This window comes from Glycomyces niveus (assembly GCF_017592475.1).
GTDB lineage: Bacteria > Actinomycetota > Actinomycetes > Mycobacteriales > Micromonosporaceae > Glycomyces > Glycomyces niveus.
The window spans coordinates 400,103-423,047 of the sequence record NZ_JAGFNP010000001.1 but is presented as its reverse complement, the minus strand read 5'-3'; the positions used below and the strand labels follow the sequence as shown (position 1 = coordinate 423,047).

Sequence of the window (22,945 nt, the reverse complement as noted above, 5' to 3'; positions counted from 1 at the left end):
ATCGGTTGTGCCACAAGGGATCACGGTTGCTCGCTCGAGTGTCCAGGGAAGAGGTGGGCTTCGGGGTCGATCGCGACGGCGGCGTTGTTCACCGCGGTCGCGGCCTCGCCGAAGCCCGTCGCGATGAGCTTGACCTTGCCGGGGTAGGCGGCGATGTCGCCCGCGGCGTAGACGCGCGGCAGGTTGGTGGCCATCGTGGAGTCGACGGCGATACAGCGGCGGTCGAGGTCGAGTCCCCACTCCCCCAGCGGGCCGAGGTCGGCGGTGAAGCCGAGGGCCGCCACGATCGCGTCGGCCGGGAACTCTTGCGGCCCTTGGTCTTTCACGTCGACGGTGACGCCGTCGACCTGCTCGGTGCCGTGGACCGCGGTGACCTGGGCGTTGACGATGACGGGCACGCCGAGGTCCCGCACCCGGTCCACGGTGGCCTGGTGGGCGCGGAACTTCTCGCGGCGGTGCACGATCGTGGTGCTGCGGGCGATGCCGTGGAGGGCCAGCGCCCAGTCGAACGCGGAGTCGCCGCCGCCGACGATGACCACGTCCTGCCCGGCGTGGGCGGCGAGTTCGGGGACGAAGTAGACGAGCCCCGCGCCGTGGAAGTCCTCGGCGGCGGGCAGCGGCCGGGGCGAGAAGCTGCCGAGGCCGCCGGTGATGAGCACCGCTCCGGCCTCGATCCGCTCCCCGTCGGCAAGCTCCAGGACGGGGGCGCCGTCGCGGTGCTCGAGCTTGCAGGCCTGGCGTCCGAGCAGGTACGCCGGTTCGAACGGCGCCGCTTGGCGCAGCAGGTTGTCGACCAGGTCGCGGCCCTTGATCGAGGGGAATCCGGCGACGTCGAGGATCTGCTTCTCGGGATACATGGCGGTGATCTGGCCGCCCGCTTCAGGGAGCGCGTCGATGACGGCGGTCCGCAGGCCGCGGAAGCCCGCGTAGTAGGCGGCGTAGATGCCGGTGGGGCCGGCGCCGACGATCGCGAGGTCGACGGTGAGGACGGACATGGGCGATCACCGACTCCGTTGTAGGGACACGTTCCGACATCGTAGCGACGCGGCGGCCCCCGTGGGGCTTCACGGAACCCGAGATCCGTGAAGCCCCTTCGGTTCAGGCCGTGCGGAACGGGCCGGTCACCTCGAAGGTGACGCCCGCGGAGCTGGAGCCGGAGGTGCCGCGCTGGGACGAGAAGTAGAGGCGGTCCCCGGGCGGGTTGAACGCCGGGCCGGTGATCTCGGAGGAGCCGTGGCCGGAGAGGCGCAGGAACGGCGCCACGATGTCGTCGGGGGTGATGATGCAGATCTCCATGTTGCCCCCGTCCTCGGCGACGAACAGGTCGCCGCTGGCGGCGGCGCCGGTGATGTTGTCGACGCCGGTGAGGGGCGCGCTGGAGGTGAGGTTGTCGTCGTAGGCGATGACGAGGGTGTTGTTGACCGCGTCGTAGGCCCAGACGCGGTTGTCGCCCTTGGTGGTGAAGAAGCAGACGCCGTCGGCGTAGTAGCAGCCCTCGCCGCCGTTGAAGCGCTTGGTGTTCGCGACCTGGTTGCGGGTGGCGGTCGGGGAGCCGTCCGGGTCGGGCACGTTCTTCCACGCGAGGGTGCCGCTGGTCTCGGTGAGGACCTGGAGCTGCCCGGAGGCGAGGTTCCCCCAGGTGGTGGGCTTGAAGCGGTAGAACGCGCCGTCGGAGACGTCCTCGGTGAGGTAGATGACCCCGCGGTCGGGGTCGCATGCGGCGGCCTCGTGCTTGAAGCGGCCCATCGCGGCCCGCTGGGAGGCGGCGTTCACGCCGAACGGGTCGGTCTCGTACACGTAGCCGCGGTCGACCTCCTCGCAGGAGAGCCAGGTGTTCCAGGGGGTCGCGCCGCCCGCGCAGTTGCTGCGGGTGTTGTTGAGGATGCGGTAGGCGTCGACCACGTTCCCGGCGGCGTCGAAGCGCAGCGCGCTCGCGCCGCCGCCGGTGGAGAGCTCGGCGTTGGAGGTGTAGATCCAGCCGTTCCCGTCCGCGAAGCACGCGCCGCCGTCGGGGGCGCCGTGCCAGGTGTAGGAGGTGCCGGGCACGGTCTGGGAGGAGCGGGCGACGATGCGGGAGGTGAAGCCCTGCGGGAGCATGACGCCGTTGGCGTCGGCGGGCTGGAGGGGCCCGTACGGGCTCGGGCCGTTCTGGACGGGGTAGGCGGCGAACGAGGGGCGGGTCATGGTGAACCCGAAGGCGACGGAGCCGGTGCCGACCACGGCGGCTCGCAGTACGTTGCGTCGGTGCATGAGCGGTTCCTTTGCGGGCGAAAAAGACGGGGATCGCTTGGCACACACACCGTAGGGAATGCCGGAAGCTCGGCGAGGCAACTCGGCGGGTCGGGTCGGTGATGTCTCGATGACCGGGACGTGAACGATTCTCAGCGCGGTCCGGGGCCGCGTCCTTGACTAGACTCGAGGGAGCACCTTGACAGGAAGGCGGACGATGACCGCAGCGACGCCCGGCAAGACCGCCCTGATCACCGGTATCACCGGGCAGGACGGGTCGTACCTGACCGAGCTGCTGCTCGCGAAGGGATACACGGTCCACGGGATCGTCCGGCACGCGTCCTCGCTCATCGCCAACACCTCCCGCCTCGACGCGGTCTACCAGGACCCGCACGAGAGCGAGCGGCGGCTCTTCCTCCACAAAGGCGACGTGACCGACGCGGGCATGCTGGTGAACCTCATCCGCGACGTGCGCCCCGACGAGATCTACAACCTGGCCGCGCAGAGCCACGTGCGCGTCAGCTTCGACCTGCCCGAGTACACCGCGAACGTGACCGCGCTCGGCGCGATCCGGCTCCTGGAGGCCGTGCGCGCCAGCGGCATCGACACCCGTATCTACCAGGCGTCCACTTCGGAGATGTTCGGCACGGCCCCGCCGCCGCAGGACGAGACGACGCCGTTCCACCCGCGCAGCCCCTACGGGGTCGCGAAGGTCTACGCGCACTGGGCCACCGTGAACTACCGCGAGTCCTACGGCATGTTCGCCGTCTCCGGGATCTCCTTCAACCACGAGAGCCCCCGGCGCGGCGAGACGTTCGTCACCCGCAAGATCACCCGGGCCGTGGCCCGGATCGAGGCGGGCCTCGAGAAGAAGGTCTTCCTCGGCAACATGGACGCCGTGCGCGACTGGGGCTACGCGCCCGAGTACGTCGAGGCCATGTGGCTCATGCTCCAGCACGACGAACCGGTCGACTACGTCATCGCCACCGGGCGGCCCGCCACCGTGCGCGACTTCGCCGAGGCCGCGTTCGGCCACGCCGGGCTCGACTGGCGCGACCACATCGAGCACGACGAGCGCTACGAGCGGCCCGCCGAGGTCCCCGAGCTCATCGGCAACCCGGCCAAGATCGCGCGCGAGATCGGCTGGCGGGCGCGGGTCCACTGGGACGAGCTGGCCCGGATCATGGTCGACGCGGACCGGAAGGCCCTGTGAAGTGGTTACCCTCGGGGCATGACTGATCTCAGCGCACCGATCGAGCTCAACGACGGCATCGCGATGCCCCGCATCGGCTACGGCACCTACAAGGTGGGCGACGACGAGGCCCAGCAGGCCGTCGAGGCCGCGCTCGCCACGGGCTACCGGCTGATCGACACCGCCGAGATGTACGGCAACGAGGTCGGCGTCGGCCGCGCGGTCGCCGCCTCCGGCGTCCCCCGCGAGGAGGTGTTCCTCACGACGAAGGTCTGGAACGACCACCACGGCGCCGGGCCCGCCCGCGCCGCGCTCGAGGCCTCGCTTGAGCGCCTGGGGACCGACTACCTCGACCTGTACCTGATCCACTGGCCCTCCCCCAAGCAGGGCCTGTACGCCGAGACCTTCCAGGCCCTGCTCAAGGCCAGGGACGAGGGGCTGATCCGCTCGGCGGGCGTCTCGAACTTCCTGCCCGAGCACCTCGAGACCGTCCGCGAGGCCACCGGCGTGTACCCGTCGGTGAACCAGGTCGAGCTGCACCCGTACTTCAACCAGCCCGAGCTGCGCGCCTGGCAGGCCGAGCGCGGCATCGCCACCGAGTCGTGGGGGCCGCTCGGCCAGCGCACCGGCTCGGTCCTGGCCGAACCGGCCGTCACGGCCGCCGCCGGGGCGCACGGGAAGACCCCGGGGCAGGTCGTGATCCGCTGGCACCTCCAGAACGGCTGCGTCGTGATCCCCAAGTCCTCCAAGGCGAGCCGCATCGCCGAGAACTTCGACGTGTTCGACTTCGCGCTCTCCGACGACGAGATGGCCGCGATCGACGCGCTCGAGACCGGCGAACGCCAGGGCATCGACCCGGGCTCGAACGAGCGCTGAGCACGGGAAAGGGGCGGGTGGACCGGCCACCCGCCCCTTTCGCTTGCCCGCTAGTCGATCGCGATGCCGGCGGCGAGCCGCCGCAGTTCGGCCACGTGCCCGTCGAAGGCGATCCTGCCCGCGGGGGTGAGGGCGGCCCAGGTGCGGGTGCGGCCGTCCAGAGGGGACTTCTTGACGGAGATGTAGCCGACGTCCTCCAACGCTTTGAGCTGCTTGCTGAGGACCGAGTCGCTGACGCCGAGGGACTCGCGCAGGGCGGCGAACTCGACCTCGTCCGTGGCCGAGAGCATCGAGCAGATGCGCAACCGGTTGGGCGCGTGGACGATCTCGTCGAACCGGGGGTCGGTCATGCGGTCTCGCGAAGCTCGGCGCGGAGGAGGTCGTCGTAGTGACGGCCCCAGATCGTCATGGTCACGGCGACGGCGAGGCCGGTGAGGAGCGCGGTCCAGCGGATCTCCAGGCCGATGCTGAACACCGAGCCCGCGATCGTGATCACGAGTGTGGTGGCGAGCAGGAGGAAGGCGCTGCGGCGGGCACTGGGGCCGCCGCTGAACCCGTTCATCCAGACGCCGGTCTTGCGGCGGTAGGCGCTCATCAGGAGGTAGATGCCCACGGCGTAGACGGCGAGGACGCCGATCAGGGTCGGGAAGTCGACGCCGATCGTGGCGATGGTGATGAGTCCGCCGACGAGGACGCCGAGCACGGGGTGGTACCACCAGGGGGTGATGAGGCGGTCGGCGATGTCGGAGCGGGACTGGTCCACGGCGGCGAGGGCGGCTTGGGCTTCTTCGGGGGTCAGTCGACTTTCCATGTCGGAAAGTCTAGTGCGTGACTTTCCATCACGTCAAGTCGAGACTTTCCATGACGGCAAGTTTCTCACTGGACGCGTTTGCAATCGCCTGCCAAATGGGTAGGCTCGCGCGCATGAGCGAACTGAGCACAGCAGTCCCCTTGTCCGGCGGTGCGTCGATCCCCCGCTACGGCTACGGCACCTTCAGGATCGAGGAGGGCGCCGACGTGCGCGCCGCCGTCGCGACCGCGCTCGAGACCGGCTACCGCCTCGTCGACACCGCGGTGGGCTACAAGAACGAGACCGGGGTCGGCCAGGCCGTCAAGGAGTCCGGCGTCGCCCGCGGCGACATCTTCCTCACCAGCAAGACCTGGGACCACGGCTACGACGAGGTCCGCCGCAACCTGAACGAGTCCCTCGAACGACTCGGCACCGACTACCTCGACCTCTACCTGCTCCACTGGCCGCGGCCGCAGGTCGACAAGTACGTCGAGTCCTGGCAGGCGCTCCTCGACGCCCGCTCCGAGGGCCTCCTCCGCTCGGCCGGCGTCTCGAACTTCACCATCGAGCACCTGTCCCGCTGCGAGACCGAGACCGGCTCGGCCCCCGAGATCAACCAGGTCGAGCTCCACCCGTACTTCAGCCAGCCCGAACTCCGCGCCTGGCACGACGACCACGGCGTCATCACCGAATCCTGGGGACCCCTCGGCCTCCGCGCCGGCGACCTCTTCGACGAGCCCGCAGTGAAGGCCGTCGCCGAAGCCCACGGCCGCACCCCCGCCCAGGTCGTCCTCCGCTGGAACCTCCAGCGCGGCAACGTCGTCATCCCCAAGTCCGAGACCCCCGCCCGCATCCGCGAGAACTGGGAAGTCCTCGACTTCGCCCTCACCGACCAGGACCTCGCCGCGATCGACGCCCTCGACACCGGCAAACGCCAAGGCGGCGACCCCCTCGAAGTCAACTAGCCCGAGCGAACCGAAGGCGGCCCCGGCGCGATGCGCCGGGCCGCTCCTGTCGTCAGAACTCGGCGCGCATCTCGGTGGTTTCGAGCTCGTCGAGGATCTCGACCGGATCGCCATGCTCATCGGTGAGCTCACCGTGGGGAGTGATGCCGATGTCGGCCCCCGAGGCGTCCTCCGGAATCGCGTACACCGCGACGACGTCGACGCCGTCCCACGTGTTCTCGGTGGCCTCCCAACTGACGGGCTTCTCAGCGCCCTCGACCTCGACGGCCCGGTCCGGGTCGAGCTCCCATGTCAGTCCGGCGTCCTCCCACCGCTTGCACCAGCCGAAGGTCACCCTCAGGAACACCGAACCCTCGGGAGCCCAACCGAGCCCGTCAATCCAAGGGTCGCGGAACACGCGGACGGGCCCGGATTCACAGGAGATCCACCAGCCGTAAGGGCCGTAATCGATGTCGACCTCGTATTCGAGCGGGGCGAGCTGCTGCCCCGTCCAGCGCGGGATCCCTTCGTAATAGGCGGCCGCGTCGTCGATGCGATCGCCCGTGCGGAGATCGAGGCCCTGCGCGCGGCCGTCCTCCTCGATCCAGAGGGCCGCCTGCTCGTCGAGCGGGGCCACGACCGCGATCCAGTCGCCCTCGCCGGGGACCTCGTCGAGCGGGAACTCGCGCTCTCCGACGCGCACCAGCACATCGATCGGCTCCGCGGCGTCATCCGGCGGTTCGAACGTCGCCACCGCGAACTGGGTCAGCACGAACTCGTTCCCCATCGCGGCGGGCGGCTCGTCTTCGAGCGCGAGCGCCTGCCCGGAGACCACCGCCGGAACGCTTTCGCCCACGAACCGGCACTTGACCGAGGCAGCGAAATGGGGTCCGACCAGGAAGGCCTCGGTGCCGCGCATCCAAGCGCTGTCACCCGCATCGCACCATCGGCCCGAGGTTCCGGAGGCGAACTCGTAAGCCGGAGTCGGCAGCTTCGGGTACGGGTCACGCTCCTGGTCCAGCTCTGTCGAGACCGCGAACAGCAGCAGAGCGACCATCAACGCGATTCGAGCCTTACTCATGTCAACACCAGGCCATCGGGTCGGCTGCGCTCAGGACGAGCGCCGACGGCAGTGCGGCGAGGGGCGGGATGCGGTTGTGGCCGGGCATGAAAGTCCTTTGGGGATGGCATGTCCCGGCGGCGCGTCTGGCTGGCGCCGCCGGGTTGTGGTGGTCGGGGCTAGATGAGGGTGAGGCCGCGTTCGCTGGCGGCGGGGGTGTCGAGGAAGGGGATCGAGGAGCGTCCGGCGGCGGCAAGTGCCCGGGCCGTCGCGGCAATGAGGGGGTTTCAATGTGGCGTTGTGCGATGGGGGCACACGGGGACCCTAATTGATCACGGTTCGTGATGACTTACTAGACGGTCACGTTCTGCGATTCAGCCGATACCGTGGCGAACCGCCCACAGGGCCGCCTGGGTGCGGTCGGCGGCGCCGATGCGGCGGAGCAGGTTCGTGACATGGGTTTTCACGGTCTTCTCCGAGACGCCGAGGGCGCGCGCGATCTGGCGGTTGGTCTGGCCTTTGGCGATGAGGCCGAGCACCTGGCTCTCGCGCGGGGTCAGCGACGGGGCCGAGGTGGTGCCGCCGTTGCCGTTCATCAAGCCGTGCATGGCGACCGGCGAGAGCAGAAGTTGTCCAGAGTGGACGGTGCGGATGGCGCTCGCCAGCGCGTCCGGGTCGATGTCCTTGTACACGAACCCGGCCGCCCCGGCGGTGATGGCGTTCGGGACCCGTTCGGCGTCGGTGGCGGAGGTGAGGACGAGGACGCGGGGTCCCTCGCCGGGCTCGAGGCGTTCGAGGACGCCCTGGCCGTCGAGGCCGGGCATCTTGAGGTCGAGGAGGACGACGTCGGGGCGGGTCTCGGCGATGGCGCGCAGGGCCTCCTCGCCGTCCCCGGCCTCGCCGACGACGGTGAAGTCGGGTTCGAGTTCGAGGTAGCCGCGGAGGCCGCGGCGGACCACGGGGTGGTCGTCGACGAGGAGGAGGCGGATCTCAGTCACGTTCGGCCTCTGCGGGTTCGGCGGTGTCGAGGATGAGGGTCACGGTGGTGCCCGCGCCGGGGGCGGTCCGGAGGTCGAGGTCGCCGCCGAGGGCTTTGGCGCGTTCGCGCATCGAGAGGAGGCCGAGCCCGCGGGTGGCGGCCTCGTCGGCGTCGAAGCCGTCGCCGTCGTCGCTGATGGTGATGCGCTCGGATTGGACGGTGACGGCGACGTGGCGGGCGCGGGCGTGCCGGAAGGCGTTGCTGAGGGCCTCCTGGACGAGCCGGAGCACTTCGACCTCGCCGTCGCGCGAGAGGTCGACCGGGGAGCGGACCTCGAAGGCGACCTCGGTGTCGTGCAGGCGGTCCAGGAGGGTGACGTGGCGGCGGAGGGTCTCGACGAGGCCGTGCGCGTCGAGGTCGGCGGGGCGGAGTTCGACGATGACGGCGCGCAGTTCGGCGATGGCCTCGGCGGCGAGGTCCTCGACCTCGCCGAGGCGGCACGCGGCGGCCTCGGGGTCGGTGGGGGCGAGCTTGCGGGCGGCGCGGGCGGAGAGGCGCAGGGAGAACAGGCGCTGCATGACCGCGTCGTGGAGTTCGCGGGCGAGCCGGTTGCGCTCCTCGACGACGGTGAGCTCGCGGCTGCGCTCGTACAGGCGGGCGTTGGTGATCGCGATGGCCGCGTGCGAGGCGAGCAGTTCGATGAGTTCGGTGTCGGACTCGCTGAATCCGGGCCTGCCGAGGTCGTTGGTGAGGACGACGATACCGAGGGTGCGCCCGCACTCCTGGATCGGGACGCCGAGCAGCGCGGCCATGCTCGGGTGGGCCTTGGGCCACCACTGGAAGCGGGGGTCGCGGCGGAGGTCGTCGAGGCGGATCGGCTCGCTCTCGGCGAGGATCGCGGCGAGCATACCGTGCTGGCGCGGCAGCGGGCCGATCTTGAGGCGCTGCTCCTCGCCGATGCCGTCTGTGATGAACTCGGCGAAGCCGCCTTCGTCGTCGGGGATGCCGATGGCGGCGTAGTCGGCGCCGACGAGGCGGCGGGCCGAGGAGACGATCACCTCGAGCACCTGGTGCACGGAGAGGTGCCTGGTGATGGCCCCGACGGCCGCCGACACCTCGTGCAGCAGTCGCGTCGGGTCGGAATCGGAGGCGGTCACGCTGCCAATCTAGTCGACGCGGGGCCGTCCGGGCCTCGGTCGCTGGTCCTAGGACCTGCGCCGCAGTCCCGACCGCGACCTCGGCCCGATGCGCCCGGCCGGGGCCGGAAATAGCGTGGGTCCATGAGTGAAGCACTGCTGCCGCAAGTGGACGACCGCACCGCCGTCGTCACCGGGGCCTCCGCGGGGCTCGGCGAGGCGCTGGCCGAGCGCCTGGCCGCCGCCGGCTGGGACCTGATACTGACCGCGCGCGGCGAGGAGCGCCTGGCGCGCGTCGCCGCCCGGCTCGGCGCCCGCTACCTGGCCGGGGACGTGACCGACGCGGCGCACCGGCAGGAGCTGGTCGCCATGGCCGGGGGCCGGCTCGACCTGCTCGTGAACAACGCCTCGACCCTCGGCGAGGTGCCGCTGCCGCGCCTCTCCGAGGCGGACCTGACCTACTGGCCGCGCCTGTTCGAGATGAACGTGTGGGCGCCGATGGCGCTGGCGCAGTTGGCGCTGCCGGTCCTGCGGGAGCGGGGCGGCGCGATCGTCAACATCTCCTCGGACGCCGCGACGGGGCCGTACGCGACCTGGGGACCGTACGGGGCGACGAAGGCCGCGCTCGACCAGCTGTCGAACGTGCTCGCCGCCGAGGAGCCGGCCGTCGCGGTCTGGGCGCTCGACCCGGGCGAGATGTCGACGGCGATGCTCGCCGACGCGGTGGGCGCGGCCGACGCCGCCGAGGCGGACCCGCCCGCGCTGGCCGCGGCGGCGATCCATTCGATCGTAGGGGCGCGCTGGTGCACCTGCGAGTGGCCGGCGCCCGAGAGCGGCCGGTACGCGGCCCGCGATTTCGACAAGCTGCACAACCACACCCATGAGGAGGCGAGCGCGTGAGCTCGACGTTGACGTCCCCCTTCGATTTCGCGCTGGACTCGGCTCTCGAGGCGGTCCAGCCCGCCGAAGTGCGGGGCACAGCCCGCTCGGACGTGCGGCTCCTGGTGTCGGACAAGGCGACCGGCGAGATCCGGCACCACCACTTCGACGACCTCCCGGCGCTCGTGCGCCCCGGCGACCTGCTCGTGGTCAACAATTCCGCGACGCTCCCGGCGGCCGTGCCGACGCGGCAGGGCCTGCGGGTGCACTTCTCGTCCACGCGGCCTGACGGCTCGTGGCTGGTGGAGCTGCGGGACCGCGACAAGCCGCACGCCGGCGACGTGCCGGGCGGGGTCGTGGACCTGCCCGGCAAGGTCGAGCTGCGCCTGGAGCGGCGCTTCGGCAAGCGGCTGTGGGTGGTCCGGCCCGCGATCGACTCGGTCCCCGACTACCTGGCCCGCCACGGCAGGCCGATCCGGTACTCCTACATCGACCGGGACTGGCCCCTCGCCGCGTACCAGACCGCGTTCGCGACCGTCCCGGGATCGGCCGAGATGCCCAGCGCCGCAAGGCCGTTCACTCCGGAGATGGTGACCCGGCTGGTCTCCGCGGGAGTCGGCATCGCCCCCGTCACCCTCCACACGGGAGTCGCGTCGCTGGAGAGCGGCGAGGACCCGTACCCGGAGTGGATGGAGGTCGGCGAGTACACGGCGCGGACGGTCAACGCCGCCAAGGACGCCGGCGGGCGCGTGATCGCGGTCGGCACCACGGTGGTGCGCGCGTTGGAGAGCACGGTCGTGGGCGGCAAGGTCACCGCCGCGTCGGGCCACACCGAGCGGATCGTCTCCCGCGAGCACCCGGTCCAGGTCGTCGACGGCCTCCTCACCGGCTTCCATGAGCCCCGCTCGACCCACCTCGCGATGCTCGAGGCCTTCGGCGACACCGACCTCCTGCGCGACTCCTACGCCGCCGCCATCGACGCCCGCTACCTCTGGCACGAGTTCGGCGACGTCCACCTGATCGCATGAGCCGCGGCCTCCTCGGCGACCGCGACGTGCGGCCGTTGTGGGCGGCCGCGGCCTGCCTCTCGGCGGCGTTCTGGATGCTCCAGATCAGCGTCGCACTGCATGTCCTCGCCGTCGCCGGGACGGCCGCGCTCGCCGCGGTCCAGCTGGCCGGCGTGCTCCCGGCGCTGCTGCTCACCCCGGTGGCGGGCCTGGCCGCCGACCGGATGCGCCTGCGCCCGTTGCTGCTGTGGACTGTCACCGCCCAAGCGGCGGCGGTCGCGGGCATGGCGGCCGCCGCATCGACGGGCGACCTCGTCCCGCTCGCTGCCTGCTATGCGGCGCAGAGCTTCGCGATGGCGTTCTGGCCCGCCGCCCGCCAGCAGTGGCTGTACGGGCTCATCGCACCCGAGCAGCGGCAGCGGGCGAACGCGGCCTTCGGATCGCTCGGCGGCATCATGACGATCGTCGGCGCGATCGTCGCCGGACTCGTCTCGGCCCGGTCCCCCGTCGCCGCGATCGGCGGCGCGGCAGCGCTCCTCGCCTGCGGCGCGATCCTGCTTGCCCGGATCCGCGAGACCGCCCCGGTCAAAGCGGCGGCGGCGAAGGAGCGCATCGCCTCCCGACTGCGGTCCTTCGGTCTCGGGCTCCGCGAAGGCTTCGACGCGGCCCGCCGTTACCCCCTCGCCCGCTCCGTGATCTGGATCGGGATCGCCTGGGGCTTCATCGGCGGCGGCTACACCGTGATGCTCAGCGGCCACGTGGTCGACGGCCTCGGCGGCGACGCCGCCACCGTCGCGGCAGTGTTCGTCTGCGACGGCCTCGCGGTCCTGGCGGGCACCTTCCTCGCGGCTCGCCTGCGCCGCCCGGCGCACCTCCCGATCTGGGCAGTGTCCTATATGGCGCAAGGACTCGCGTGGGCGGGCTTCTTCGCCGCCCCCGGCCTCGCAGGCGCCCTCGCCTGCCTCGTGGTGATGCGACTCGCGAGCGGCCTCATCATCGCCCTGGACACGACGATCCTCCTGGAGACCGTCCCGGCCGAGTACCGCGGACGAGTCACCTCCATTCACGTGACCACCTACAACGCCACCGCCCGCCTCTCCCTGGCGGCACTCGGCGCGGCCCTCGGCTGGTTCACCCTCACCTCACTGGGCATCACCGCCGGACTCCTGGCAACCGCGACCGGCGCAACCTGGTGGCTCCTCGCAGGCAGACACTCCCAAACGGCCTATAGAACGGCCACTTCAGGACTGATTGCGAAGAGCGCCTGATCAGCCATCGGCAGCAGGTGGACAGCCGCAATCGCGGTGTGTCCACCAAGTGGTCTCGCCAGGGCCGTAGCCGAGAGCGAAGGTCTTCATCTCCAACGCAACACGACGTCCATGCAATGCAGGCAGATAGCCAGAGGCTCATGTCTTAGTCTGCTTACCACTATCTCGTTCACCTGCATGGATTCCGTATCCCTGTACGTACCTTCAATTATCCAGGTGCTTCCGCGCGACCGCATCACCCACAAGACGAGAAAGCATTCATGTGTCCCGGTGCGGCTGCGCCCCAACCGGAACCGGGCCGGGCCGCCCGCCGCCAGCCGCACCACCCCGGCCTCCGACCCGAACGGGTCCGCGCCGCCAGCCACACGACCCCCGCCTCCCATCCACCTCTCCGTCGCTGCCGGGTTTGACCGCAGGCAACGCGCGACCGGCAAGAGGCAGGACCCCAGCAGTACGATCAAGGCGTGAGCAATCCGTTCGAGCAGCGCAGGAGGCCCTTCGGGGACGGGTCGCGGCGGAGGAACCGGTTCGCGATTCCGGATTCGCCGGGGGTGGCCGTGGTGACGGCGGTGCTGACGCTCGCGTTGGCGGTGATCGTCTTCCTCACGGCGCTGCCGGGCGAGGAGCAGGTGCTCTTCTACGAAGGCCAACAGGTCCGACCGTCGGCGATCTGCGAGACCACCGGGCCGGACGGCGAGGTCGTCATGACCGCGTGCGTCGAGGTCGCCGAGGCCGAGACCAGGTCGACGGGGTGGAGCCTCGTCCGGGTCCTGATCGCCGCACTGCTCGCGGCGGGAGCGATCGTGGTCCTCGCCGGTGTGCCGAAGCAGTTGCGGGAGCGCCGCCGAGAGGAGACCGCCCGCATGGAACGCCTCACCGACGAGGACTTCAAGGGCTAGTCCACGTAGATGTCGGGCTGGAAGTCCTCCTGGCCCGGCACGACCGAGTACCTCGACAGGTCCGTGACGCCCTCCGCGGCGAGCACGTCCTCGACCATCACCGCGTTGCCGCTGTAGGCCTTCGGGTCCTTCGACAGGATCGCCAGCGCCGCGTCCGAGACGATCTCGGGCGTGCGGCTGCGGGCGATCATCGGCTGCCCGCCGAGGGCGAACTCGACGGCGGCGGTGGCGATGGTCGTCTTGGGCCACAGGCAGTTCGCGGCCACGCCCGGCTCGGTCTCGGCGGTGCCGAGGGTCATGATCGTCATGCCGTACTTGGTGGCCGTGTAGGGGCCGCCGGCGAACCACTTGGGGTCGGTGTTGAGCGGCGGGCTGAGTGTGAGGACGTGGGCGTGGTCGGACCCGCGCAGGTACGGGAGGGCGGCGCTGATGGCCGCGAAGGTGCCGCGGAGGTTGACGCCCGTGATGAGGTCGAACTTCTTGAGGCTGAGCTCGCCGATGCCGGTGAGGTCGAGCGCGGAGGCGTTGTTGACGCAGATGTCGAGTCCGCCGAACGCGGCGGCGGCGGTGTCGACGGCCTCGCCGACGGCTTCGGCGTCGCGCAGGTCGCCCACGATCGGGAGGGCCTGGCCGCCCGCTTCCTCGATGCGCTTCGCGGTCTCGTAGAGGGTCCCGGGGAGCTTCGGGTGGGGCTCGCCGGTCTTGGCGAACAGCGCCACTTTGGCCCCGGCAGCGCCGAGGGCGACCGCGATGGCCGCGCCGATGCCGCGGCTGGCGCCGGTGACGAACGCGACCCTGCCGTTCAGGATCGACATGGTCTCAGTTGGCGCTGTGATGGCTGGCTCCATTGCTCTGCCTCCAAGTGTTCGGTGTCACCCGAATACTACTAGTCAGTAACTTCCGGGGGAAGCCCGCTCGCCGCGACACTCCGATCCGTTGCTGAACGCCAGCTGAGAGCGCGTCCAGAACTCGCCTGGAAACGCTTCCGAACCCTTTCCGTTGCCAAAACGGTGCAATAAGCTGGCCGAACGAGACGCCGGACGGGCAACCGACCAGGGCCCGGCACGAGTACTGAGGAGCGGTGGATGACTTCGACCAGCGGGCCAGCCGGGGCAACACCGCCAGCGGTGCCGCTCCGGGGCGACGGGTCCCCGGCACGGCTTCTCGTAGTGGATGACGAGGAGAGCCTGGCCGACCTGCTGGTCGAAGCACTGTCCTTCCAGGGCTACGAGGTCACTGCCGCCCGCTCGGGCACCGAGGCGCTGGCCTCGCTCGAGAAGGTGCGGCCCGACCTCGTGATCCTGGACGTGAACATGCCGGGCCTCGACGGCTTCGGCGTCGCCGACCGCATGCGCGCCTCCGGCGACGAGACCCCGATCATCTTCCTCACCGCCCGCACCGCCCCCGACGACCTGCGCGACGGCTTCGGCTCCGGCGGCGACGACTACCTGATGAAGCCGTTCCGGCTCGAAGAGCTGAGCCTGCGCGTCTCGGCCGTCCTGCGCCGCACCCTCGGCAAGGAGTCGGCCTCGAACCGCGGCGGCGAGACCGTCACCGTCGCCGACCTCATCCTCGACCTCGCGGCGCACCAGGTGACCCGCGACGGCAAGACGATCGACCTGTCCCCCACCGAGTTCCGGCTGCTGCGATACCTCGCCGCGAACACCGGCCGGGTGGTGTCCAAATCGGAGCTACTGCGGCAGGTGTGGGGGTACGACTTCGAGACCGAGTCGAGCCTCGCCGAGACGTACGTGTTCTACCTGCGCCGCAAGCTCGACAAGCTCGGCCCCCGGCTCATCCACACCGTCCGCGGCGTCGGCTACATGCTGCGCCCGCCGCAGGCCTAAGCGACCATGGCCATCAGGACGAAGATCGCCGCGGCCATGGCGGTCCTGCTCATCGTCGCGGTGAGCATCATCGGGTTCGTGACCGTGCAGACGGTGTCCTCGCACCTGGTCGACCAGGTCGACCAGAAGCTGCACGGCCTGATCAAGCAGGGCACCATCCCGATGGACGCCTCGGACGACAACGGTGAGATCCCCTACAAGGAGTTCGCCGTCCTGTTCTTCGACGCCTCCGGCGAGCGGGTCTCGGCGGTGCCCGCCGGGTACAAGAACGACCCGTACCCGCTGCCGGACATCACCACCCCTCCGGCGGACACGGACTACTTCACGGTCTCCAGCGTCGACGGCGAGATGACCTACCGGGCCGTGTCCACCGGCAGGGTCCAGATCACCGGGGCCGAGGGCACGTACACGATCGTCTTCGCCACCTCGCTCGAAGGCGTCGAGGCCACGAGCTCGACCCTCACCCGGACCGTCCTCATCACCGGGTTCACCGTCGGCGCGCTCGGCATCGTCATCGCCTGGATCGTCACCCGGCGAGGTCTGCGCGTGGTCGACCACATGGTGGCCGACGCCGAGACCGTCGCCTCCGGGAACCTCGACCACCGCATCACCGCCGCCGACCCGCGCACCGAGATGGGCCGGTTGTCGTTGGCGCTCAACCGGATGGTCTCGCGCCTCACCGACGCGATCACCCAGCGCGACCGCCAGCACGAGCGGCTGCGCCAGTTCGTGGCCGACGCCGGGCACGAGCTGCGCACCCCGCTCACCGCCATCGGCGGCTACGTCCAGCTCTACGAATCGGGCGCCACGCCACCGGGCGAGAAGCTCGACCGGGCCATGAACCGCATCGGCAGCGAGAACGCGCGCCTCGCGAAGCTCGTGGACGACCTCATGGTCCTCTCCCGCCTCGACGAGGAGGTCGGCGGCGACCGCGAGCTCGTCGAGCTCACCCAGCTCGCGCAGGACGCCGTGGACGACGCCGGGGTGGCCGACACGTCGCACCCGATCTCGCTCTCCGCGCCCCGGCCGCTCACCGTGGTCGCCAACGAGGGCCAGCTGCGGCAGGTGCTGGTGAACCTCCTGACCAACGCCCGCGTCCACACCCCGCAGGGCACCGCCATCGACGTCTCGGTCGCCGAGAACGCCGGGTGGGCGGTCCTGCGCGTGGCCGACCACGGCCCCGGCATCCCCGCCGAGCACCGCCAGAAGGTCTTCGACCGGTTCTACCGGGCCGACCCGTCGCGCTCGCGCGCCACCGGCGGCTCCGGGCTGGGCCTGTCCATCGTGTCGTCCATCGTGGCCGCGCACAGCGGGGAGATCCGCCTCGACAGCGAGCCCGGCGAGGGCACCGCGATCGAGGTCAGGCTCCCGATCGCGCGTCTCGAATAGCCTGGAAAGGGAAGGGCCGCAGGCGTCCTGTCAGGCCGCAGGAACGCCCGGGCACTGCTGCTACGCTCGGTGCTCGTGACACGCCTCCTCCCCGACTGGTTCGTCGAACGCATCAACCCCGTGCCCGACGAGGACGACCTCCCGGTCTCCACGCTGGAGCTGTTCTTCGACCTCATCTTCGTCTTCACCGTCGCCCAGTTCACCGCGCTCATCGCCTACGACCCGCTCATGGGCCTCATCCAGACCGTGCTCATGTTCGGGTTCGTGTGGTGGATCTACGCCGGCTACGCCTGGCTGACCAACGTCATCCCGCCCGAGCGGCCCGCCCGCCGCACTCTCCTGCTGTGCGCCATGGCCGGCTGGCTCGTCATCGCCCTCACCATCCCGGCCGCGTTCAAAGAGGAAGGCGGCGTCTGGATCGCCGTCGGCCTGCTCGTGGTCGTACTCGTCCACGGCCTCATGTACCTCCAGGCCGCACGCGCCTTCGGCCCGGTGTTCATCGCGAACCTCGTCGCCGTCGCCGCCGTCTTCGCCGCCGAGCTCGGCCCCGACGGCGTGTGGCGCTACGCGCTCTGGGCGGCCTCCGCCGTCATCGTGTGGACGGTCCCGATCTGGCACGGCCAGCGCGGCCTCAACCTCCACCCCGCGCACATCACCGAGCGGCACGGCCTCGTCGTGATCGTCGCCCTCGGCGAATCGGTGGTGGCCATCGGGATCGGCGCCGCCGGGCTGCCGATCGACGCGGACCTGCTCGTGGCCGCCGTCCTCGGGCTCGCGATCGGCGCGTGCCTGTGGTGGTCGCTGTTCGTCCACGACCTGCCCCAGACCGAGCACGCGCTCACCGCCACGAAGGACGCGGTGAAGCGGGTGCGGAAGGTCCTCGTGGGCCTGTCGTACGCGTTCATCCCGGTGCTCGTCGGCATCCTCGTCACCGCCGCGGGCCTCAAGCACGCCGTCGGGCACGCCATGGAACCGCTCGACCTCGCCTCCACACTGCTGCTCTCGGGCGGTGTGGCGCTGTTCCTGCTGGGCACGGCCGGACTGCGGGCCTCGATGCCGCTGCCGCGGGCCTGGGAGAGAGTGGTCCTCGCGGTCGCGGTGCTCGCGCTCGCCCCGCTCGGCCTGGTCAACACGGCACTCCAGTTGGGCGCCATCGTGATCGTCCTGGTCGCGGGGCTCGCAGTAGAGCGGAAGCTCGCTACACGGGCGCCGAAGCCAGCGCCTTCGGAATGACCAGCGGCGTCCCGGTCTCTGGGTCGTCGATGATCCGGCACGGCAGGTCGAAGACCTGGTGCACGGTCTCGGCGGTCACGATGTCGGCCGGGGCGCCCTCGGCGACGACCTCGCCGCCGCGCATCGCGATGAGGTGCGTGGCGTAGCGGGCGGCCTGGTTGAGGTCGTGGAGCACCGCGACGAGGGTGCGGCCCTCGCGGTGGAGCTTCGCGCACAGGTCGAGGACCTCGATCTGGTGCGTGATGTCGAGGAACGTGGTCGGCTCGTCGAGCAGCAGCAGCGGCGTCTGCTGGGCGAGGACCATCGCGATCCACACGCGCTGGCGCTGGCCGCCGGAGAGCTCGTCGACGCCGCGCGAGGCGAGTTCGCTGATGTCGGTGGCGGCCATGGCCTCGGCGACGACGCGCTCGTCTTCGGCGGACCACTGCTTGAGGATGCCCTGGTGGGGGTAGCGGCCGCGGGCGACGAGGTCGGCGACGGTGATGCCGTCGGGCGCGATCGGCGACTGCGGGAGCAGGCCGAGGCGGCGGGCCACGGCACGGGTGGGCTGGGAGTGGATGTCCTTGCCGTCGAGCAGGACCTGCCCGGCGGAGGGCTTGAGCATGCGCGCCAGGGCCTTCAGGAGCGTGGACTTGCCGCATGCGTTGGGCCCCAGGATGACCGTGAACTCCCCTTCGGGGATGTCGACGTTCAGGCCGGCGCTGATGGCGACGCGGCCGTAGCCGATGGTGGCGTCTTGCACGACGAGTGGACCAGCGGTCACGACATGACCCCCTTCTTGCGTTGAGCGATGAGCAGCCAGACGAGGTAGAGGCCGCCGACCACGCCGGTGACGACCCCTGTGGGCAGTTGGCGGTCGGCGATCCCGGCGACGGCGATCATGTCGGCGCCGGTGACGATGAGGGCGCCGATGATCGCGGAGAGCATGAAGCTCCTGGTGGATCCGGTGAGGCGGGCGGCGATGTGCGGGGCGGCGAGCGCGACGAACGCGAGCGGCCCGGCGACCGCGACGGCCCCGGCGGTGAGGACCGAGGCGGTGACGAGCGCGGCGACGCGGGTGCCGGTGACGTGCACGCCGAGGCCGGTGGCGCTCGCTTCGCCGAGGCGCAGCGCGTCGAGGCCGCGCGACAGGACCGTCACCACGGCCGCCCCGGCGGCGAGCACGATCGCGACGATCGCGGCCTGGTCCCAGCTGCGGCCCGAGAGGTCGCCGGTGAGCCAGTAGACCGCCCGGAACGCGTCCACGATCGTGGTGCGGGTGAGCAGGTAGCCGTTGACGCCCGCGAGGATCGCGGCGACCCCGATGCCGACCAGGACGAGCCGGTACCCGGACGGGTCGCCCCCGCGCGTGAGGCCCCAGATCACCAGGCCCGTGGCGAGCGCGCCGAACGCCGCGAACACGGCCGTGAGCTGGAGGCCGCCGCTGGTGAGGATGATCGCGACGAGCGCGCCCGAGGTCGCGCCCTGGGTGAGGCCGAGGATGTCGGGGCTGCCCAAGGGGTTGCGGGTGAGGTTCTGGAACAGCGCGCCCGAGAGGCCCATGCACGCGCCCACGGCGAGGCCGGTCGCGAGGCGCGGCAGGCGCAGGTCCCAGAGGATGAACTCGTCGCCCTTGGTGCCCTGGTCGAGCAGGGCCGCCCAGGTGCGGTCGAGGCCGAGCGCGGTCGAGCCGGTCGCGGCCGACCACATGGCGACCGCGAAGAGGACGGCGAGGGAGCCGATGATCGCGGCGACCGTGCGGTGCCGCACGCGGATCGAGTTGCCGCCCAAGCGGAGGACGGTCGAACCTTGGACGCTCACAGCCGGGCCACCTTCCTGCGGCTGACGAGGTAGAGGAAGAACGGGCCGCCCGCGACGGCGCAGACGATGCCCACTTGCACTTCGGCGGGGCGGGCGACGACGCGGCCGAGCACGTCGGCGGCGACGAGGAACGCCGCGCCCGTGACCATCGAGTACGGCAGGACCCAGTTCTGGTCGGGTCCGGTGAAGGCCCGCACCACGTGCGGCACCACGAGTCCGACGAACACGATCGGGCCGCACACGGCCGTCGCGGTCCCGGCGAGCACCGTGATCGCGGCGATCCCCGCGACGCGGAGCACGCGCGGGTCGACGCCGAGGCCGGTCGCGGTCGCGTCCCCGAGGGCCAGGGCGTTGAGCGGGCGGGCGAGCGCCACGCCGACCACCGCGGCGGCGCCGATGAGGAGCACGACCGGGAGCATCGGCGCCACATGCGCGTTCACCAGCGACCCGACCGACCAGAACCGCATCTGGTCGAGCGTGGCCGCGTCCATGAGCTGGATCGCCGAGACGTACGCGTACCCGGCGGCGGTCACGGCGGCGCCCGCCAGCGCGAGCCGCGCCGGGGTCGCGCTGGCGGCCCCGGCGATGAGGTAGACCGCGACGGAGGCGACGGCCGCGCCGAGGAACGCGAACACGATGGTCTGCGTGAACCCGAAGGAGCCGATGAAGTACGAGGCGGTCACGACCGCGGCGGCCGCGCCGGTATTGACGCCCAGGAGGCCGGGGTCGGCGAGGGGGTTGCGGGTCATCGCCTGCATGAGCGCCCCGGCGAGGCCGAGGGCCGCGCCGGCGGCGAGGCCGAGCACGGTGCGGGGCAGGCGCAGCTCGGTGACCACGGGGTAGGCCTTCGAGTCCGCGTCGGTGAGCCCGGCCCAGACCTGGCCGAGGTCCATCGCGCGGGAGCCGACGGCGACGCTGAGCACGGCGAGGGCGGCCAGGACCGCGAGGAGCGCGAGGAGCCCCAGGACCCGGCGGGCCGTGCGGGGACGCGGCACGGCCTCGGTTGCGGCCCTTGGCGAATCGAGCGCCGGGGCCTGCTCCCTGGCGCTGTGGGCGGTTGACAAGTGCGAACTCCGGAGGGATAGTGTCTGCGGTTTTGTTTAGGCTAACCTAACCGCGTCACCCCTGCCATGAACGCTCTCCCTTTGAAGGAGTTCCCCGTGCCACTCCGCCCTGTGCTGGCCCCCTCCGGCCTCAGCCGCCGCACCCTCTTCGCCGCGGGGGGCGGTCTCGGCGCCGCCTCCCTGCTCGCGGCCTGCGGCTCGGACGAGGAGCCGACCGGCGGCGGCGAGAACGCCGCGTCGGGGCCGTTCTCGTTCCTCGACGAGCGCGACCAGACCGAGGTCGAACTGGAGAGCGCGCCCACCACGGTCGTGGCGTTCACCGGCCTCGCGGCCGCCCTGCACGACTACGGCGTCGAGGTCGCGGCCGTGTTCGGGCCGACCACGCTCGCGGACGGCTCTCCCGACATCCAGGCCGGGCGCATGCCCGTCGAGAACCTGACCGTGCTCGGCAACGCGTGGGGCGAGTTCGACGTCGAGAAGTACGCGCAGCTCAACCCGCAGCTCATCGTCTCCCACTACTACGAGGGCTTCGACCTGTGGTTCGTGCCCGAGGAGCGGCTCGAGGAGGTCGAGGCGCTGGCGCCGGGCATCGGCATCGAGGTCTCGAAGCCGACCCTGGACCAGATCATCGACCGCCATGCGTCCCTTGCGAAGGCGCTCGGCGCGGACCTGGAGTCGGCGGAGAACGCCGCGGGCGTGGAGCGCTTCGGCGCGGCCGCGGGCGCGGTGGCGGCCTCGGTCGCGGACAAGCCGCTCAAGGCGATGGCGGTGGGCGCGTGGCCCGACGGGCTGTACATCGCCAACCCGCCCACGTTCAACGTGCTCGGCAAGTGCGTCGAGCTCGGCGTCGACTTCGTCGTGCCCGACAACCCGGACCAGAACGGCTACTGGGAGCTCTTGTCCTGGGAGAACATCGACAAGTACGAGGCCGACGCGATCTTCCTCGACATCCGCACCGGGAACATCGACCCCGAGACGCTCGCCGCCGACTACCCGACCTGGGCGGCGCTCCCCGCGATCGAGGCCGGGCAGCTGTACCGCTGGAACGGCGAGCCGGTGTACTCCCACATCGGCGGTGCCGTTGAGCTGGAACGGATCACCGAAGGGCTCGCCGCGGCGCAGCCGCTCAGCGCCTGACGCCGGCTGGCCGCGGGCCAGTGGCTGACGCCACGTGAGCACCCCAGTTCAGAAGGCCGGATTCTGATTAGGTTAGCCTAACCTCTGATCGGCCGGGCGGTGTCCGCGAGCCGTTCCCAGTCCGGCCCCTCAATGCCCTTCAAGAAGGAGAAACACATGGCTTTCGATGCCAAGCTCGGCCGCCGCGGCCTGCTCGCGGGCGGCGGCGCCCTCGGACTCACCGGCGTGCTCGCCGCCTGCGGCCAGGGCGGCGATGACTCCGGCTCCGGCGACGCCGCCGAGGCGCGGCCGTGGGAGTTCACCGACGACCAGCCCGCGACGGTGAAGCTCGACCAGACCCCTGCCAAGATCGTCGCGTTCACCGGCATGGCCGCCGCGCTGTACGACTTCGGCATCGAGGTCCCGGCCGTCTTCGGCCCCACCACGAACGAGGACGGCTCCCCCACCACCCAGGCCGGGAACCTCCCCGTCGCCGACCTCGAGGTCTTCGGCAACGTCTACGGCGAGTTCGACGTCGAGGCCTACGCCGCCTACGGCCCCGAGGTGCTCATGACGCACTTCTACTACGACCCCGCGACCCTCTGGTACGTGCCCGAGGAGAGCCACGACGAGATCACCGGCCTCGCCGAGGTCACCGCCCTCAACGTGGACGACGGCGCGAACACGCAGGACCAGATCATCGCCCGCCACGCCGAGCTCGCCGAGTCCCTCGGCGCGGACCTCGACTCGGAGTCGAACACCGCCAACAAGGAGCGGTACGACGCCGCCGTGGAGGCCCTCAAGGCCGCCGTCGCCGCGAACCCGGTCAAGGTGCTCGCGTGCTCGGCCGCCGCCGAGACCTTCTACGCCTCGAACCCGGCCACCGGCAACGACCTCCGCTTCTTCGTGGAGCTCGGCGTCGACATCATCGTGCCCGACGCGCTCGACGAGGCCACCGGCAACTACTACGAGCTGCTCTCGTGGGAGAACGCCGACAAGTACGCGGCCGACGTGCTCCTGCTCGACAACCGCGTCCAGGCCCTCCAGCCCGACGCGCTCACCGAGTTCCCGACATGGAACGCCCTCCCGGCCGTCCAGGAAGGCCAGATCGTCGGCTGGGAGGCCGAGCCGATGTACGCGTACGGCCTCGCCGCCGCCTCCATCGAGGCCCTGGCGACCGCGATCCAGAACGCGAAGAAGCTCGTCTAAGGGCAAAGTGAGAAGGGGCGGACCGTTC

General features: G+C 71.0%; 23 protein-coding genes. 12 read left to right on the top strand and 11 right to left on the bottom strand.

Features of this window, described 5'->3' with window-relative positions; translation table 11 throughout:
- Window positions 1-20 precede the first annotated feature (20 nt).
- Window positions 21-995, bottom strand: a complete 975-nt coding sequence (locus tag J5V16_RS02000) for an NAD(P)/FAD-dependent oxidoreductase (protein ID WP_208494267.1) — start codon at window positions 993-995, stop codon at window positions 21-23.
- Window positions 996-1,098: 103 nt separating this feature from the next.
- Window positions 1,099-2,250, bottom strand: coding sequence for an alkaline phosphatase PhoX (locus J5V16_RS01995; protein WP_208494266.1), 1,152 nt, complete (start codon window positions 2,248-2,250; stop codon window positions 1,099-1,101).
- Window positions 2,251-2,446: 196 nt separating this feature from the next.
- Here J5V16_RS01995 and gmd point away from each other — a divergent pair, with 196 nt between their 5' ends.
- Window positions 2,447-3,442, top strand: coding sequence for a GDP-mannose 4,6-dehydratase (gene gmd, locus J5V16_RS01990; protein ID WP_208494265.1), 996 nt, complete (start codon window positions 2,447-2,449; stop codon window positions 3,440-3,442).
- Window positions 3,443-3,460: 18 nt separating this feature from the next.
- The gene (locus tag J5V16_RS01985) at window positions 3,461-4,297 is read left to right on the top strand and encodes an aldo/keto reductase (RefSeq protein WP_208494264.1); all 837 of its coding nucleotides are present in this window, start codon (window positions 3,461-3,463) and stop codon (window positions 4,295-4,297) included.
- Window positions 4,298-4,347: 50 nt separating this feature from the next.
- Here J5V16_RS01985 and J5V16_RS01980 read toward each other — a convergent pair whose 3' ends face one another.
- Together J5V16_RS01980 and J5V16_RS01975 are read right to left on the bottom strand one after the other, a co-directional pair.
- Window positions 4,348-4,647, bottom strand: a complete 300-nt coding sequence (locus J5V16_RS01980; RefSeq protein ID WP_208494263.1) for a winged helix-turn-helix domain-containing protein — start codon at window positions 4,645-4,647, stop codon at window positions 4,348-4,350.
- Window positions 4,644-5,108, bottom strand: a complete 465-nt coding sequence (locus tag J5V16_RS01975) for a hypothetical protein (RefSeq protein ID WP_208494262.1) — start codon at window positions 5,106-5,108, stop codon at window positions 4,644-4,646. Before J5V16_RS01975 ends, J5V16_RS01980 begins: the two co-directional genes overlap by 4 nt.
- A gap of 113 nt (window positions 5,109-5,221) precedes the next feature.
- On the opposite strand from J5V16_RS01975, the gene J5V16_RS01970 reads away from it, so the two are divergent.
- Window positions 5,222-6,052 carry an aldo/keto reductase gene (locus tag J5V16_RS01970; protein WP_208494261.1) on the top strand — a complete coding sequence of 277 codons (831 nt, stop codon included), beginning with the start codon at window positions 5,222-5,224 and terminating at the stop codon, window positions 6,050-6,052.
- A gap of 52 nt (window positions 6,053-6,104) precedes the next feature.
- Here the strand turns inward: J5V16_RS01970 and J5V16_RS01965 are convergent, their stop codons facing one another.
- From J5V16_RS01965 to J5V16_RS01955, 3 genes are all read right to left on the bottom strand, one after another.
- Entirely contained in the window at window positions 6,105-7,112 is a 1,008-nt protein-coding gene (locus J5V16_RS01965; protein WP_208494260.1) for a hypothetical protein, read from the bottom strand.
- Between the two features lie 353 nt (window positions 7,113-7,465).
- On the bottom strand, window positions 7,466-8,089 hold the full coding sequence (locus J5V16_RS25315) for a response regulator (protein ID WP_208494259.1): 624 nt from the start codon (window positions 8,087-8,089) through the stop codon (window positions 7,466-7,468).
- Entirely contained in the window at window positions 8,082-9,227 is a 1,146-nt protein-coding gene (locus J5V16_RS01955) for a GAF domain-containing sensor histidine kinase (RefSeq protein ID WP_307792843.1), read from the bottom strand. The genes J5V16_RS25315 and J5V16_RS01955 overlap by 8 nt, the downstream gene beginning before the upstream one ends.
- A gap of 123 nt (window positions 9,228-9,350) precedes the next feature.
- On the opposite strand from J5V16_RS01955, the gene J5V16_RS01950 reads away from it, so the two are divergent.
- From J5V16_RS01950 to J5V16_RS01935, 4 genes are all read left to right on the top strand, one after another.
- The gene (locus tag J5V16_RS01950; protein WP_208494258.1) at window positions 9,351-10,106 is read left to right on the top strand and encodes an SDR family oxidoreductase; all 756 of its coding nucleotides are present in this window, start codon (window positions 9,351-9,353) and stop codon (window positions 10,104-10,106) included.
- The gene (locus J5V16_RS01945; RefSeq protein ID WP_307792842.1) at window positions 10,103-11,113 is read left to right on the top strand and encodes an S-adenosylmethionine:tRNA ribosyltransferase-isomerase; all 1,011 of its coding nucleotides are present in this window, start codon (window positions 10,103-10,105) and stop codon (window positions 11,111-11,113) included. Before J5V16_RS01950 ends, J5V16_RS01945 begins: the two co-directional genes overlap by 4 nt.
- The gene (locus J5V16_RS01940; RefSeq protein ID WP_208494257.1) at window positions 11,110-12,360 is read left to right on the top strand and encodes an MFS transporter; all 1,251 of its coding nucleotides are present in this window, start codon (window positions 11,110-11,112) and stop codon (window positions 12,358-12,360) included. Before J5V16_RS01945 ends, J5V16_RS01940 begins: the two co-directional genes overlap by 4 nt.
- A gap of 464 nt (window positions 12,361-12,824) precedes the next feature.
- The gene (locus J5V16_RS01935) at window positions 12,825-13,259 is read left to right on the top strand and encodes a hypothetical protein (RefSeq protein ID WP_208494256.1); all 435 of its coding nucleotides are present in this window, start codon (window positions 12,825-12,827) and stop codon (window positions 13,257-13,259) included.
- Here J5V16_RS01935 and J5V16_RS01930 read toward each other — a convergent pair.
- Window positions 13,256-14,074 (bottom strand): SDR family oxidoreductase, encoded by an 819-nt coding sequence (locus J5V16_RS01930; RefSeq protein WP_208494255.1) that lies wholly within the window; start codon window positions 14,072-14,074, stop codon window positions 13,256-13,258. The two genes, J5V16_RS01935 and J5V16_RS01930, sit on opposite strands and share 4 nt — an antisense overlap.
- A 354-nt stretch (window positions 14,075-14,428) precedes the next feature.
- Here J5V16_RS01930 and J5V16_RS01925 point away from each other — a divergent pair, with 354 nt between their 5' ends.
- The 3 genes from J5V16_RS01925 to J5V16_RS01915 all read left to right on the top strand — a co-directional run bounded on the left by J5V16_RS01925 (window position 14,429) and on the right by J5V16_RS01915 (window position 17,728).
- Window positions 14,429-15,106 carry a response regulator transcription factor gene (locus J5V16_RS01925; protein ID WP_307792841.1) on the top strand — a complete coding sequence of 226 codons (678 nt, stop codon included), beginning with the start codon at window positions 14,429-14,431 and terminating at the stop codon, window positions 15,104-15,106.
- 6 nt (window positions 15,107-15,112) lie between these two features.
- Window positions 15,113-16,495 (top strand): sensor histidine kinase, encoded by a 1,383-nt coding sequence (locus tag J5V16_RS01920; RefSeq protein ID WP_208494253.1) that lies wholly within the window; start codon window positions 15,113-15,115, stop codon window positions 16,493-16,495.
- A 75-nt stretch (window positions 16,496-16,570) separates the two neighbouring features.
- Entirely contained in the window at window positions 16,571-17,728 is a 1,158-nt protein-coding gene (locus tag J5V16_RS01915) for a low temperature requirement protein A (protein WP_208494252.1), read from the top strand.
- Here J5V16_RS01915 and J5V16_RS01910 read toward each other — a convergent pair.
- From J5V16_RS01910 to J5V16_RS01900, 3 genes are read right to left on the bottom strand one after another with little or no spacing between them, the layout of a single operon-like run.
- Window positions 17,694-18,470 carry an ABC transporter ATP-binding protein gene (locus J5V16_RS01910; protein ID WP_408612360.1) on the bottom strand — a complete coding sequence of 259 codons (777 nt, stop codon included), beginning with the start codon at window positions 18,468-18,470 and terminating at the stop codon, window positions 17,694-17,696. The two genes, J5V16_RS01915 and J5V16_RS01910, sit on opposite strands and share 35 nt — an antisense overlap.
- 17 nt (window positions 18,471-18,487) lie before the next feature.
- A complete protein-coding gene (locus tag J5V16_RS01905) occupies window positions 18,488-19,528 on the bottom strand; it encodes a FecCD family ABC transporter permease (RefSeq protein WP_208494250.1) in 1,041 nt (346 codons plus the stop codon).
- Window positions 19,525-20,592, bottom strand: a complete 1,068-nt coding sequence (locus J5V16_RS01900; RefSeq protein WP_208494249.1) for a FecCD family ABC transporter permease — start codon at window positions 20,590-20,592, stop codon at window positions 19,525-19,527. The genes J5V16_RS01905 and J5V16_RS01900 overlap by 4 nt, the downstream gene beginning before the upstream one ends.
- Before the next feature lie 96 nt (window positions 20,593-20,688).
- On the opposite strand from J5V16_RS01900, the gene J5V16_RS01895 reads away from it, so the two are divergent.
- Both J5V16_RS01895 and J5V16_RS01890 read left to right on the top strand, forming a co-directional pair.
- Window positions 20,689-21,729, top strand: a complete 1,041-nt coding sequence (locus J5V16_RS01895) for an ABC transporter substrate-binding protein (protein WP_208494248.1) — start codon at window positions 20,689-20,691, stop codon at window positions 21,727-21,729.
- Window positions 21,730-21,885: 156 nt separating this feature from the next.
- Window positions 21,886-22,917 (top strand): ABC transporter substrate-binding protein, encoded by a 1,032-nt coding sequence (locus tag J5V16_RS01890; protein ID WP_208494247.1) that lies wholly within the window; start codon window positions 21,886-21,888, stop codon window positions 22,915-22,917.
- Window positions 22,918-22,945: the final 28 nt, after the last annotated feature.